This window comes from Mycobacterium paraterrae (assembly GCF_022430545.2).
Classification (GTDB): Bacteria; Actinomycetota; Actinomycetes; order Mycobacteriales; family Mycobacteriaceae; genus Mycobacterium; species Mycobacterium paraterrae.
Map to the genome: position 1 here is coordinate 1,304,195 of NZ_CP092488.2, position 13,538 is coordinate 1,317,732.

Annotated in this window: 12 protein-coding genes; 4 read left to right on the forward strand and 8 right to left on the reverse strand. The window is 66.2% G+C overall.

All coding sequences use genetic code 11. From position 1 onward, the window contains the following. Positions 1-132: 132 nt before the first annotated feature. The 3 genes from topA to MKK62_RS06240 all read right to left on the reverse strand — a co-directional run bounded on the left by topA (position 133) and on the right by MKK62_RS06240 (position 4,048). Positions 133-2,937, reverse strand: a complete 2,805-nt coding sequence (topA, locus tag MKK62_RS06230) for a type I DNA topoisomerase (protein ID WP_240261869.1) — start codon at positions 2,935-2,937, stop codon at positions 133-135. A gap of 173 nt (positions 2,938-3,110) precedes the next feature. Next, positions 3,111-3,689 carry a hypothetical protein gene (locus MKK62_RS06235; RefSeq protein ID WP_240261868.1) on the reverse strand — a complete coding sequence of 193 codons (579 nt, stop codon included), beginning with the start codon at positions 3,687-3,689 and terminating at the stop codon, positions 3,111-3,113. 155 nt (positions 3,690-3,844) lie between these two features. Then, on the reverse strand, positions 3,845-4,048 hold the full coding sequence (locus MKK62_RS06240; RefSeq protein WP_003925183.1) for a cold-shock protein: 204 nt from the start codon (positions 4,046-4,048) through the stop codon (positions 3,845-3,847). Between the two features lie 332 nt (positions 4,049-4,380). On the opposite strand from MKK62_RS06240, the gene MKK62_RS06245 reads away from it, so the two are divergent. Continuing rightward, on the forward strand, positions 4,381-6,723 hold the full coding sequence (locus tag MKK62_RS06245; protein WP_240261867.1) for a DEAD/DEAH box helicase: 2,343 nt from the start codon (positions 4,381-4,383) through the stop codon (positions 6,721-6,723). A gap of 282 nt (positions 6,724-7,005) precedes the next feature. Further along, entirely contained in the window at positions 7,006-8,028 is a 1,023-nt protein-coding gene (locus MKK62_RS06250) for a PAS domain-containing protein (protein WP_240261866.1), read from the forward strand. Here the strand turns inward: MKK62_RS06250 and MKK62_RS06255 are convergent. Genes MKK62_RS06255 through MKK62_RS06265 form a run of 3 tightly spaced genes read right to left on the reverse strand, consistent with a single transcriptional unit; the run spans position 8,025 to position 8,828 of the window. Next, positions 8,025-8,333, reverse strand: a complete 309-nt coding sequence (locus MKK62_RS06255) for an Rv3654c family TadE-like protein (RefSeq protein WP_240263803.1) — start codon at positions 8,331-8,333, stop codon at positions 8,025-8,027. The genes MKK62_RS06250 and MKK62_RS06255 overlap by 4 nt on opposite strands. 16 nt (positions 8,334-8,349) lie before the next feature. Beyond that, positions 8,350-8,622 (reverse strand): TadE family type IV pilus minor pilin, encoded by a 273-nt coding sequence (locus MKK62_RS06260; RefSeq protein ID WP_240263802.1) that lies wholly within the window; start codon positions 8,620-8,622, stop codon positions 8,350-8,352. Positions 8,623-8,672: 50 nt separating this feature from the next. Further along, on the reverse strand, positions 8,673-8,828 hold the full coding sequence (locus tag MKK62_RS06265; protein WP_240261865.1) for a DUF4244 domain-containing protein: 156 nt from the start codon (positions 8,826-8,828) through the stop codon (positions 8,673-8,675). A 234-nt stretch (positions 8,829-9,062) separates the two neighbouring features. Here MKK62_RS06265 and MKK62_RS06270 point away from each other — a divergent pair, with 234 nt between their 5' ends. Beyond that, the gene (locus MKK62_RS06270) at positions 9,063-9,725 is read left to right on the forward strand and encodes a hypothetical protein (RefSeq protein ID WP_240261864.1); all 663 of its coding nucleotides are present in this window, start codon (positions 9,063-9,065) and stop codon (positions 9,723-9,725) included. Positions 9,726-9,906: 181 nt separating this feature from the next. Next, positions 9,907-10,206, forward strand: a complete 300-nt coding sequence (rplW, locus tag MKK62_RS06275; protein ID WP_240263801.1) for a 50S ribosomal protein L23 — start codon at positions 9,907-9,909, stop codon at positions 10,204-10,206. Positions 10,207-11,239: 1,033 nt separating this feature from the next. Here the strand turns inward: rplW and MKK62_RS06280 are convergent. Both MKK62_RS06280 and istA read right to left on the reverse strand, forming a co-directional pair. Beyond that, positions 11,240-11,965, reverse strand: coding sequence for an ATP-binding protein (locus MKK62_RS06280; protein ID WP_240263800.1), 726 nt, complete (start codon positions 11,963-11,965; stop codon positions 11,240-11,242). A 47-nt stretch (positions 11,966-12,012) separates the two neighbouring features. Next, positions 12,013-13,530 carry an IS21 family transposase gene (gene istA, locus MKK62_RS06285; protein ID WP_240258325.1) on the reverse strand — a complete coding sequence of 506 codons (1,518 nt, stop codon included), beginning with the start codon at positions 13,528-13,530 and terminating at the stop codon, positions 12,013-12,015. Positions 13,531-13,538: the final 8 nt, after the last annotated feature.

A 13,538-nucleotide genomic window follows, 5' to 3' on the forward strand; every position in this document is an offset into this window, starting at 1 on the left:
TCTGGACGTACGCCGAATGCACGACGTGTTGGGAGTAACTATATCTGAGAAGTGGCTGAGAATCACCATTAAATTTTGGTAACGGCCGCTTCTGCGCACTCAGCCTTACTGGACCGGGGTGAAAAAGACGCTTTAGCTGCGCTTAACGGCCTTCTTCACGGCGGCTTTTTTGGCCGGCGCTTTCTTGGCGGTCTTCTTCGCAGCCGACTTCTTGGCCGCCTTCTTGACCGGGCCGCGCGCACGACGATCGGCCAGCAACTCCGAGGCACGCGCATCGGTGATCGATAGCACGTCGTCACCCTTGCGCAAGCTCGCGTTGGTCTCGCCGTCGGTGACATACGGCCCGAATCGGCCGTCCTTGATCACCATCGGCTTGCCCGACGCCGGATCGGTGCCCAGTTCGCGCAGCGGCGGCGCCGCCGCACCCTGGCGGCCGCGTCGCTTCGGTTCGGCGTAGAGCTTCAGCGCCTCTTCGAGCGTCACGGTGAAAATCTGGTCCTCGGTTGCCAGCGAACGAGAGTCGTTGCCGCGCTTGAGATATGGGCCGTATCGGCCGTTCTGAGCGGTGATCTCTTCACCCGACTCGGGGTCCTTGCCCACCACCCGCGGCAGTGAGAGCAGCTTGAGCGCGTCCTCGAGCGTCACAGTCTGCAGATCCATGCTGCGCAGCAACGACCCGGTCCGCGGCTTAGGCCCGGTCGGCTTCTTGCCTTTCTTCGCCGGCTGGCCCGCGGCGCCGTCGTCGTCGTCCGGAGCGGGCAGCACCTCGGTGACGTAGGGCCCGTAACGGCCGTCCTTGGCGACGATTTCGTGCCCCGTCTCCGGGTCGACGCCCAGCGAGCGACCTTCCTGCGGCGTCGCGAACAACTCCTCGGCGACCTCGAGCGTCAGTTCGTCCGGGGTAAGCGAGTCGTGCAGGTTGGCCCGTTGCGGCGTCAGTTCGCCGTCGTCGCCGACCACCATCCGCTCGAGGTAGGGGCCGTTGCGGCCGACGCGCACGTTGACGGTACGTCCCTCGGCGTCGTCGAAAAGCTTGATGGAGTTGACTTCTCGCGCGTCGATGCCCTCGAGGTTGACGCCGACCAGCTTCTTGAGGCCACCCGAGCGAGCGATCGAGTCGTCCACGCCGTGGTCGCCGCCGAAGTAGAAATTGTTCAGCCAATTGGTGCGCCGCTCGGTGCCCGAGGCAATAGCGTCGAGTTCGTCTTCCATCGCCGCGGTGAATCCGTAGTCGACGAGGCGACCGAAATGCTGTTCCAGCAAACCGATGACGGCGAACGCCACCCACGACGGAACCAGCGCGCTGCCCTTTTTGTGGACGTACCCGCGATCCTGGATGGTCTTGATGATCGAGGAGTAGGTCGACGGCCGGCCAATGCCAAGCTCTTCGAGGGCCTTGATCAGCGAGGCCTCCGTGTAGCGGGCCGGCGGGTTCGTCGAGTGGCCGTCCGGGGTGAGCTCGGTGGCATCGACCCGCTGGCCCTGGGTCAGCTGCGGCAGCCGGCTCTCGGCGTCGTCGGCTTCGCCTCCGGCCAGCTCGTCCACGGTCTCGACGTAGGCCTTGAGGAATCCGGCGAAGGTGATGGTCCGGCCGCTGGCGCTGAACTGGACTTGACGGCCACTGGACTCGCCGTTGATCCGCAGGCTCAGCGTGGTGCCGCGGGCATCGGCCATCTGCGAGGCCACCGTGCGCTGCCAGATCAGCTCGTAGAGCCGGAAGTCGTCGCCGTCGAGCTCCCGGCGTACCGCGTCGGGGGTGGCGAACGTTTCCCCGGCCGGCCGGATGGCTTCGTGGGCCTCCTGCGCGTTTTTCACCTTGCGGGTGTACTGACGCGCCGAGGGGTAGACGTACTCGTCGCCATAGAGCTGTCGGGCCTGTGTACGGGCCGCGTTGATCGCCGACTGCGACAGCGTGGTCGAGTCGGTACGCATGTAGGTGATGTAGCCGTTCTCGTAGAGCCGCTGGGCGATGCTCATCGTGCGCTCGGCGGAGAACCGCAGCTTGCGGCCCGCCTCCTGCTGCAGCGTCGACGTCATGAACGGCGGATACGGGCGGCGGGTGTAGGGCTTTTCCTCGACCGATCCGACGGTCAGCTGCTGGCCGCGCAGCCCGGTGGCCAGCGATCCGGCGCTGGCCTCGTCAAGCACCACCACCTCGTCGGGTTTGCGAACGGCGCCGAGCGAGTCGAAGTCACGGCCGGTCGCGACCCGCAGTCCGTCGACCGTGGTCAGCCGGGCGTTGAACCGCGGCGGCTGCGCCTTCGGGTCGGAGACGCTGGCGTCCAGCTCGGCCACCACGTCCCAGTACGCGGCGCTGCGGAAGGCCATCCGGTCGCGCTCCCGCTGGACGATGATGCGGGTGGCCACCGATTGGACCCGGCCCGCGGACAGCTTGGGCGCCACTTTCTTCCACAGCACCGGGCTGACTTCGTAGCCGTAAAGCCGGTCCAGAATGCGGCGGGTTTCCTGGGCGTCCACCAGGTCGGTGTCCAGGTCGCGCGGGTTGGCGGCGGCTTCCAGGATCGCCTGCTCGGTGATCTCGTGGAACACCATCCGCTTGATCGGCACCCGCGGCTTCAGGGTCTCCAGCAAGTGCCAGGCAATCGCTTCACCCTCGCGGTCACCATCCGTCGCCAGATAGAGCTCGTCGACATCCTTGAGCAGGCCTTTGAGCTCGGTGACCGTGCTCTTCTTGTCCGGGCTGATGATGTAGAGGGGCTCGAAGTCGTGATCGACGTTGACGCCGAGCCGGGCCCACGGCTCCGACTTGTATTTCGCGGGCACGTCCGCGGCGGCCCGGGGCAGGTCGCGGATGTGCCCGCGGGAGGACTCAACGATGTAGTTAGAGCCCAGGTAGCCGGCTAGTTTGCGCGCTTTGGTCGGCGACTCGACAATGACAAGTCGCCGGGTGGCCCCATTCCCACCGCTGTCAGCCACCACTAACGCTCGCTTTCACTACTTCTATCTCCCCTGCGGGCCCCGCGGATCGCCGATCCGCGGTCTGCCAGCGTCAATCTACGGTGCCTTTCGGCCGGTAGACACCTGACAATGTGGCACCCGAGATTGGCCGACGCAAACCGACCCCCCGTATGCAGGCCGACCGCTTGCCGCTAGACGCGCGGCCAAAACGGCAACGCCTCGGCGACCTCGGGCGGTTCCCCGACGTTCTCTACCAGGCGCGATAGCCGACGGCGACCGCTGATTCGCAGCGCAGGCCGCGCCCCTCGGGTGCCGATCAGCGTCGGCGCAATCCCGACGCGCATGAGGGCCGACGCCAGCGGCGAATGGGTGTCCGGGGCGTGCGGGTCGAGTCCGAGTACGTAGCGGTCGGCTTCCGGGCTACCAGCGGCCAGGATCCAGGCACGCAATTCACGCGGCCCGGGCAACCACAACGGCGGGACGGTCTTGACCGCGCCGCGGGTCCATTCGGCGGCCATCGGGCGCAGCCGGGCGTCCACGTCGGTGCGCACCAGCGGGGTGTTTTCGTCGGTCTCGGTGATCTCGGCGGTCAGGCCGGCCTCCTCGATCATCTGACCCAGCGCTCGCGCGCGCCACGCCTGATCGACGACCACCGACAGCCTGGCACCATCGCCGACCGGCACGATTTGGCCGGCCGCCGCGAGCACCCCGGTGAGGTCGGACACCGCGGGGGGCACCGACTCAGCCGAGAAGAACGACAGCTGGCTCACGACACCGACATTAAGCGCCCACCAAGCGACGATGCGCGCGGCGAGGGGGCGAGTCGAGCCATTACCGCCCGGCTGACGGGTCGGGCGAGCAGCGAAAACCCCCCGAGCGAATCCGGTAGTGCCGGACCGTGCGGGGGGTTGTCGTTAACGGCTGCTCAGATGGAGCGGACGCCGGTGGCCTGGGGGCCCTTGGGGCTCTGCCCGACCTCGAACTCGACGCGCTGGTTCTCCTCAAGGGTGCGGAAGCCGCTTCCCTGGATCTCCGTGTAGTGGACGAACACGTCGGCCGAACCGTCTTCGGGGGCGATGAAGCCGAATCCCTTTTCCGCGTTGAACCACTTCACAGTTCCCTGTGGCATTTCTCGATCTTTCCTTTACTACTCGGGTGCGGTGCATCACCTCGATGCTCCGGGCCCGTTCCGACCGCTAGACCTTGCTTAGTCGCCGGAACTTCACCCGACCTACAACGCAGGAACCGCGGCCGCAACGTCGATCCTGCGAAAGTGTGACACGAACACAGAAGCTGCGACCGCAAACAGTCAACCATGTTCGTCGCCCCAGCAACAGCCTCAGGTGAGCAATTGAGCTACCACGAGGTAAACAATTGGAAGGCGGCGCCGAAACCCCCGGTCGCAAAGGGGTAATCGGTCGCGGTTTTGGGTGATCAGTTCGGATCAGGAGGCACTTAATCGTGGTGACGTTCGGCAGCGAGCTGCTCGCCGCCGCGATCGCCGGCACCGACGCGGACGAACACCCGCTTCGTCATGTGGCCGAACTGCCGGCACGGCACGGTCGCCAACGGCCTTGGCCGACATGGGTCGAGCCCGACGTGCTGCGTGCGTTCACCGATCGCGGTGTCAGTTTGCCGTGGGCACACCAGGTTCAGGCCGCCGACCTGGCGCACCACGGCCATCACGTTGTTATCAGTACTGGCACGGCATCCGGGAAGTCACTGGCCTACCAGCTTCCGATTCTCAACGTCTTGGCTACTGCTCCGCGGTCCCGCGCGCTGTACGTATCCCCGACGAAAGCGCTTGGCCACGACCAGCTACGGGCCGCTCACACGTTGACCGCCGCCATCCCCCGACTCGGCGACGTCGCGCCGACCGCCTACGACGGCGACAGCCCAACCGAGGTGCGCCGATTCGCGCGCGAGCGATCGCGGTGGGTGTTCTCCAACCCCGACATGGTCCACCTTGCGCTGCTGCGCAACCATGCCCGGTGGGCGATGTTCCTGCGTAACCTCCGCTTCGTCGTGGTCGACGAATGTCACTACTACCGAGGCGTTTTCGGTTCGAACGTGGCGATGGTGCTGCGGCGGCTGCTGCGGCTGTGCGCGCGTTACTCAGCCGACCCCGCCCGGCTTCCGACGGTGATCTTCGCCAGCGCAACGACGTCGGCTCCGGGTGCGACGGCAACCGAACTCATTGGCCAGCCGGTCGCCGAAGTCACCGAAGACGGCTCGCCGCAGGGCGCCCGGACCGTCGCGCTGTGGGAGCCGGCGCTGCGCACGGACCTGACGGGTGAAAATGGCGCTCCGGTAAGGCGGTCCGCCGGCAGCGAGGCGGCGCGCGTGATGGCCGACCTGATCGCCGAAGGGGCACGGACGCTGACCTTCGTGCGGTCGCGTCGCGGCGCCGAGCTGACCGCCCTGGCCACACGCGCGCGGCTGGAGGACGTTGCGCCGCAACTGGCCGAGACCGTGGCCTCGTACCGGGCGGGTTACCTACCCGAAGACCGCAACGCCCTGGAACGCGCGCTGCTCGACGGCCAGCTTCGCGGACTGGCCACCACCAACGCGCTCGAACTCGGCATCGACATCGCCGGATTGGATGCCGTGGTGCTGGCCGGCTTTCCGGGCACGGTGACGTCGTTTTGGCAGCAGGCGGGGCGATCCGGGCGGCGCGGACAAGGCGCGCTGGTGGTGCTCGTCGCCCGCGACGACCCGCTGGACACCTACCTGGTGCACAACCCGGCCGCCCTGTTGGACAAGCCTATCGAGCGGGTGGTGATCGATCCGTCCAATCCCTACATTCTCGGCCCGCAACTGCTTTGCGCGGCAACCGAATTACCCCTTGATGATGGTGAGGTGCGGGTGTTGGGCGCCGAGCAGGTCGCCGGCGCTCTGGTCGATGACGGGTTGCTGAGGCGGCGGGCCGGCAAGTACTACCCCGCGCCAGGCGTGGATCCTCATCCCGCGGTGGACATTCGGGGATCGACGGGCGGTCAGGTGGTGATCGTCGAAAGCGACACCGGCCGACTGTTGGGCACCGCCGACGCCGGTCGCGCCGCCGCATCGGTGCATCCCGGGGCGGTCTACCTGCACCAGGGCGAGAGTTACGTAGTCGACTCGTTGGACCTCGACGACGGGATGGCGTTCGTGCACGCCGAAGACCCGGGATATGCCACGTTCGCAAGGGAACTCACCGACATCGAGGTGACCGGCCCCGGCGAACGTCACACATTCGGCCCAGTCACTCTCGGACTTGTACCGGTCTGCGTGACTCATCAGATCGTCGGCTATTTGCGCCGACGGCTCAACGGAGAGGTGATCGACTTCGTCGAGCTGACGATGCCACCGCACAAGCTCGACACGGTCGCGGTGATGTATACCATTACGCCAGAGGCGCTGCATGACAACGGCATCGAGCCACTACAGATACCGGGATCGCTGCACGCCGCCGAACACGCCGCTATCGGCCTGCTGCCGCTGGTGGCGAGCTGCGACCGTGGCGATATCGGTGGATTGTCCACCGCGATCGGCCCCGAATCCGACGGCCTGCCAAGCGTATTCGTCTACGACGGCTTTCCGGGCGGAGCCGGATTCGCCGAACAGGGCTTCCGGCAGGCGAAGACGTGGCTACATGCGACTCTCGCGGCGATCGAGGCATGCGAGTGCCCGGCCGGATGCCCGTCGTGCGTGCAATCACCGAAGTGCGGCAACGGAAACGATCCGCTGGACAAGGCCGGGGCGATGCGGGTGCTGCGTCTGGTGCTCAGCGCGCTGACGAGCGAAAAGATGTCATACGGATGACGACCGACCCCTCGAACGGTCGACGTCCATATGGCGACGTTCTCGCAGCTGCTGCTCCGAAAACGCTTTCCTCGCTTCTGAAGAAAGGTGCGCCTGCCGGAACGCGAAGAGCGCGAAAGCGTCCGCTGTTGGCGCATGCAAAAAATACCCGCCATCCGAGGACCTGTGCAAGTTTGTGACCCTCATGTCAATAAGACCCACAGATTGGACTCAGGGAAACACAGGGCGGATTCGGGTGTGACGCAAGGGTTATGGAAGGTCTCGCCGCTAAACTGCTGACCTATGACCGACGACTGGCTGCTGGTGGAGACGCTGGGTAGGGAACCTGCCGTCGTCGCCGTGGGCCGTCGCCGGCAGGACCTCATCCCGGTAACGCGGTTTTTGAAGGGCACCGCGGGCCGCGCCGCTATCCAGTCCGCGATCGCAGAGTCGGTGGAGAGCAGCAAAGGTCTGGTGAGCATCACGCCCAAAAAGGCGCGAGTGATCCGGACCGAGCCGGTGCTGATGTCCGATGGCCGCGTCCACGGCGTGCACGTCTGGAGCGGGCCGCCGGACCAGGACCCGCCCGAACGACCGATCCCGGGACCGCTGAAATGGGACATGACACTGGGTGTGGCCACCGATACCGCCGAGTCGCTGACCAACATGGGCCGCAACGTCGAGATGGCGGAGCCCGAGGAACGGGCCTTCGCCGAATGTTGGCCGTCGGGTGAGCTCAAGCACAACGAGGGGCGGGCCCTGGCCGCGGCGGTGCGGTTCGAACCGGGTCACACCATGTGTGACACCTGGGACGGTCGGGACTGGCAGGGTAACCCCATTCGCGTGAGTTTCGTGGTGCGCAACGCGCTCGAGGAAGGCGCCGACGGCCGCGAGCACATGGTCGCGCGGGGCATGAACTGGCGCGCCGAACCCGCTGAGCGATCCTGGCCATCGGACCGGCTGGCCCAGCAGATCCTGCGCGGACTAGCCCGGCCGGGAGTGCACCGGGCATTGTTCGAACCACACACGTGGACGCTGCTGAAATGGCTCGACGCTCCGTGTCCCTTCTACGACTGGCGGCGCATCGCCGCCGACAGCCCGCGGATACATCCCGACGACGAGGCCAAGCGAGCCGCCATGCGCGAGCAGTTCGACGCCACCGGCGCCGCATGCGGGGTGCTGCGGCTACCGGCGAACGACGGCGGATGGGTGCCGATCCATGTGACGGTCAACCGGATAGAACTCGACGACGAGACGTACGCCGGCCTGGTGTCGGTGCGGCTGCCGAGTCCGGCAGAGATCGCCGCGGCCGGACTTCCGAGTTAGACCGGGCCGGCGCGGGCGGCGGCCCGCGCGTTGCCCCAGCGCGCGGTCACGCTGACCTCGACCGTGACCACGACGTCGAGGTCGTCGGCCACACAGCCGCTGTTGTTCACACGCATTGCCCGGGCCACCGCGGTGGCCCGCGCGCACGCGGCCTCGACCCCGGCCGGCATGCGCGCGGCGGCGGCCAGCGCGGCCAGATCGGCCGCGGCCTGAGCCCGGTGCCGGGCCACCACCGCGGCACCCAGCCAGGCGCTGCCCGCAGTGACGGTCAGCAACACCACGACCATCGCCGCAGCGACGACCATCACCGACCCGCGCTCGTCACCGAGGCTCGACCGCCGCCACACCGGTCGCCGAAATACGCAACACGCGAAGCACATTCGGCCGCGCCGCCACGGTTGCGACGACGAAGTCCCCGTCGCGCCGGATTTGCACCGCAGCACCGGCGGGCGCGACGGCGCGGGCGGCCGCGACCGCCGAGCGCTCGTCGCCGCGGGCCGCCAGCCGGGCCGCTTCGCGCGCGGCATCGATGCAGCGGACTTCCAGCGACACCGCGGTGATGCCGGCCAGGCAGAGCACGAGCACCGTGACCAGTGTCGCGACGCCGAACGCCGCCTCGACAGTGGTCGCACCGGCGTCACCAGCTAGGTCTTGGTGTTGAGGGCCCGGGTGACGATGCTCGTCAGGGCCGAGACGATCGAGTCGCCCGTCACGACGGCGTAGAGAATCGCCGCGAAGGCCGCGGCGGCGATGGTCCCGATGGCGTATTCGATTGTGGAGCAGTAGCACCGCGCCTTCAACCGGGTCGATCGCGGCCGCTTTCTTAAAAAGAAGAATTGCGGCCTACCAGCGCGTATCCTGCGTTTTCATCACAATTTGGTTACTGTCTCTCTCAGCCGGGCAAACATGCACAGTAAGGGGATGTTTTCTTGAGGCGGAGCGAACGTAATGCCTGATCAAGCCGGTTTTTTGAAGCTCGTCAACGTCGCGCACCTACGATCGAGAGTATTCGTCCCACGAGAACAAGGCCGCAGATGACGCAAGGGATCGTCCCTCATCCGAGCACAGAACAACGCCGTTCCATCGGCCGATTCTTCGGCCTTCGTCGCCCAGCTGCGGGCGTAACACGCGCACAGGCCGCGATGCTGGCCCAGCAGAACAGGGCGGCTCAGACCGCTACGGATGAGTCCGCCAAGCTCTACAAAGTCGCGTTCGACGAGTCCGTACGAACCTTGGAGCAGCAGACCAGCGAACTGTCAGCTATTCGGCAGCGGCTCGTGCAGTTCCTCGCCTTTGTAGGAACGGCGACCGCTTTCCTCGTCGGTACCAGCCTGAAACCCGAGACCACGGCGAGCCCGCGCGGGCATTGGTTCATGCCCCTGTGCATTGCGGGCACGGCGGCGATGGCGATGACGCTCGTTCTCACCCTGATCCTGCTGTATCCCAAGTTAACTGAGCTCACGGTCGTATCGAGCGCCCGGGACATTCTCGACGGCATCCACCGCGATGTTTCCCCAACCAACACCGAGGCCCATCTTCTTCACGACTTGGCTTGGTATTACGACGGATACGTCAAGGAGAACGCGCCGATTCTCACAAGGGCTCGGTGGATTTACTTCTCAGCCATTGGTGCGGGTGCAATTCAACTCGGAATCTGGATTGCCTTGGTTTGGACGCAGGTGAGCCCTGTTCAATAATGTCCAGATCTAAGACAACTCAATCAGTGGGGGAATGGTGACGAGGGCGAAGGAGCCGGGGCGTAGGCGGCCGACGCCGCCTCCGCTCCCGTCGCCCAAAGACCCGAAAGACCCTCCGCCCGGCCAAGATCCGTACGGCACACCCCCCGGTCGAGGACCGGGAATCAAGGGTCCGACCGCAATCAACGTGGTCGATCCACGCGACATCATCTTGGAGCCGGTCATCTCGGAGAAGTCCTACAGTTTGATCGAAGACAACGTGTACACCTTCCTCGTGCGCCCTGACTCGAACAAGACGCAGATCAAGATTGCGATCGAAAACATCTTTTCGGTCAAGGTGGCTGCGGTGAACACGTCGAACCGCTACGGCAAACGTAAGCGCACTCGTCGCGGCTACGGACAACGAAGGAGCACTAAGCGCGCCATCGTCACGCTTGCTCCCGGACAAGCACCCATCGACATCTTCAGCGTGGGCACATAACTACATCCTCAGGCCAAGTTTTCGCTTCATAGGGCTACCTCGGTCTCGCGCCGCCACAGCGCGTTCAGGCGGTGGTATTCGGCATCGTCATTCCCGTTGGGAGGGAGCAGGTTCCACCTCGCGGCTAACCGCTGGACAAGGGTGGCCTCTATCTGCTCCGTGGTCGCCACAAGTCGACCCCGGCGGCGGTGCCCGGCGGGGCTGATCGCGGCGGCGGACTTGTTGTTAGTCCCCATTTCGGGCCTGCTCTGTATGGGACCCACCGTGCGGCGGCAGCGACATTCGCATTCGACGTTGAGCTGGTCCCAGGCCCGCCGGCCCGCCGCTTTGAGGCCAGTAGCGGCCGGCCTTGGGATGGGTATTTGCTCGGTTTCTGCGACCGTTGTGGCGTCCCTTGAGCCTCGGATTCTTTTCCAGATCCACTGATTGCGGTCTGGCGACGGATTTGCTTGTCGTTGAAAATCACCGGAGCCGATGCGTCACACGCATGAGGGCAGACGCATTACCAACCGATCGGACACGCCCCCGGAGGGGGTGCTCCCCCTGGGGTACGGGGAGCGAGCGGCCGCCCCCTAGCCCGGTGTCACCCCCCAAGCCACCCCCTGTGCCCAGGGCGAGGAGGTGGGCGAGAGCCTGTGCCCTGCACCGAACACACCCACGCCCCCACTACCCCTGCGCGGGGGTAGGCCCACCGGTGCCCTGCCCTTGCCGTCAGGAGCAGGGCTGCCTACACACCTGACCAGGTAAGGCCAGGCCCACGCCCCGAGGGGGTGCCGGCCCCCATGCGCCACGCAGGCGGACGCGGCGGGGCTGGCTGGGCAACTGGAGCCGCCGCGTGGCGTTACGCCCTGGCGGGTCGGCAGTCGTGGCTACGATGCCCGCATGGCACAGCGGGTGGCGGTTGTCAATGGACAGCTGAAACTGCCCGTGGGCGGACATGAGAACTGCCCGTAGGTGGCCAATAAGAACTGCCCAGTGGCGGACACGAATCTGCCCATTAGGGTGTGTCCGCCACCGGTGGTTGAGGCCGTTGTCAGCTCAAGGGTTTGACTCCCTTCCCGTGCAGGGCTTGGGCCAGCCGCACGGAGTCTCCGCTGGTCTGGCACAGGTGCGCGTGATGCAGCAGCCGGTCCACGGTGGCAGTCGCCAACGTCTTGGGCATCAGCTCATCGAAACCACTGGGGTGCAGGTTCGATGAGATCGCCACCGAGCGCCGTTCATAGGCGGCCTCGACGATGCGGTAGAGCCCTTCAGCGGCATCGGCACCGACGGGCAACAGTCCAACGTCGTCAATCACCACGAGCTCGGCACGCACGATCTTGGCCACGGCCTTGCCCAACGAATCGTCAGCGCGGTGCGCCCGAACCAGGACCCCGATCTGCTCGAGGGTGAACCACGCCACCGGCATCCCGGCTTCGATGACCTTCTGCCCCAACGCTTCGAGGAAGAACGTCTTGCCGGTGCCAGCGGGCCCGCAGACCACCAGGTTCTCCCGACGACCCACCCACTCCAGGGTCTGTAGCGCCTGCTGGGTCGGTAACGGGATCGACGACGCATTGGGGTCCCACACGTCGAATGTCTTCCCGGTCGGGAAGCCGGCGGCTTTGCGGCGGGCGGCCAGCATGGACCGGGCCCGGCCGGCGGACTCCTCGGTCAGCAGCGCTTTGATCACCTCGGTGGGGTCCCAGCGTTGAGCTCGGGCAGTGGCCAGCACGTCGGCGGCGATCGCGCGGGCGTGCGGCAACCGCAGCCCACGCATCAGCGCTTCGACGTCGGCGGGTAGCGACGCGGTGGTCGTGGTGGTAGTCACGCGATGCCTGCCTCGTCAGCGTCGATAACGTTGCGGCCGAATAAGTTCCACCCACTGGTTCCTTGCGCCAGGGAGGTGTCTTCGTCGGCGCCGCGGCGAGTGGTGTCCATGCCCTTGCTGGCGAGGATGGAATCAAGGTCACCGGTGGCGAAGCGACCGTGCACGCCAGCATGCCCGAGCGCCCAGTCGACATCGGCGCGGCCGGTTAACGCCGACAGTTCCACCGCGTGGGCCATCTTCTGCAGGATCCGTTCGGTGCCGACGGCGGCGGCTTCTTTGAGCCACACCGCCGCACCCGGCCCCAGCGCCAGGAAGGTCTGCTCACTGACAGTGCGGGCCCGCACCCGGTAATCACCGGGCACCTTGTCCCGATGCTCAGGGAAGTGGTCATCGTTGATGGCGGGACTACCGGGGGCGGCGCGGCGATGCCGCGCCACCTCCACCGGGCCGCCGCCATCAAGAGCGCAGATCACCACCTCATCGGTGCCGTCGTGGTCACGGATCCACACTGTCTGGCCCAGAAGAGTTGCGGGCAGCGAGTATTGGCAGTGGTCGAAGGTGACCATCGGGGTGTTGTCGGGAACCCGGCGGGTCACCCCCAACGCGGCGGTGTGGGGCAGGTCAGGAACCGCGTGCAGGGCCGGGCGTTCCTGAATGAGCATCTCGGCCGGCCGGCGTCCCGTGATCCGGTGCACGCGGGCGTTGATCTCGGTGGTGAAACCGGCGCATGCGGCTTCGACGTCGGCGAACGAGTCGTACTGCGGCAGGAGGTTGGTCTCAGTAGGCACGATGTCGGCTTTGGCGAGCTTCACCGCGTTCTCCACCCCACCCTTGGTGGCTGGGTCGGCGGGTTCACACGTCAGCACCGAAAGGCCGTAGTAGCGGCCGAAGGTGACCGCGGCCCGGTTGCGGACCGGAACTCCGGCGATGTGTCCAGTGGTGACGGTCTTCTCGTTGTCGGTGAGCAGGTAGGTCGGAGCACCACCGACGATGCGAAAGATGCGGTCCAGGCCGGCGAAGACACTGGGTGCGGTGCGGTCCCGCAAAGCCACCACGACGCGGTAGCGGCTCCACGCCAGCCACGCCACGAGCAGCACGATCTTGCGGCCGGCGACAAGGGGGCCGTCGGCGAAGTCGTACTGTAGCCACAGTCCTGGCTCGGTGATCCAGGGCCGGTGCACGCGTGTATTGCCAAGGCGCCATTGCGCTTTGATCTCCGCCAACGAACGGCGGGTGGTGCGGTCGGTGCCGGTGTAGCCCAACGCCACCAGCTTGTCGTGGGCTTTGTCGCCGCGGATCTTGCCCTTCGAATCAGCGACCCAGGTTTCCAGCAGGTCGCGCCAATCATCGATCATCCGGGCCCGCCGCGTGGCCGGGGGCAGCCCAGCGTTGCGATCCTCGACCGCTTTCTTCACGGTGTGGTGCGAGCACCCACACAGCTCGGCCGCGGCGCGGTAGGACCCGGTCAGGTCGTAGGCATTGAGTATTTCCATGAGTTCTCCGTCAGACTTCAAGTAGGTCT

Excerpts from the sequence above, each read along its gene's own strand:
- MKK62_RS06250 (WP_240261866.1), top strand. The coding sequence starts at position 7,006 with ATGACCGACGACTGGCTGCTGGTGGAGACGCTGGGTAGGGAACCTGCC.
- MKK62_RS06270 (WP_240261864.1), top strand. The coding sequence starts at position 9,063 with ATGACGCAAGGGATCGTCCCTCATCCGAGCACAGAACAACGCCGTTCC.
- MKK62_RS06240 (WP_003925183.1), bottom strand. The coding sequence starts at position 4,048 with ATGCCACAGGGAACTGTGAAGTGGTTCAACGCGGAAAAGGGATTCGGC.
- MKK62_RS06255 (WP_240263803.1), bottom strand. The coding sequence starts at position 8,333 with ATGGTCGTCGCTGCGGCGATGGTCGTGGTGTTGCTGACCGTCACTGCG.
- MKK62_RS06280 (WP_240263800.1), bottom strand. The coding sequence starts at position 11,965 with ATGCGTGGGCTGCGGTTGCCGCACGCCCGCGCGATCGCCGCCGACGTG.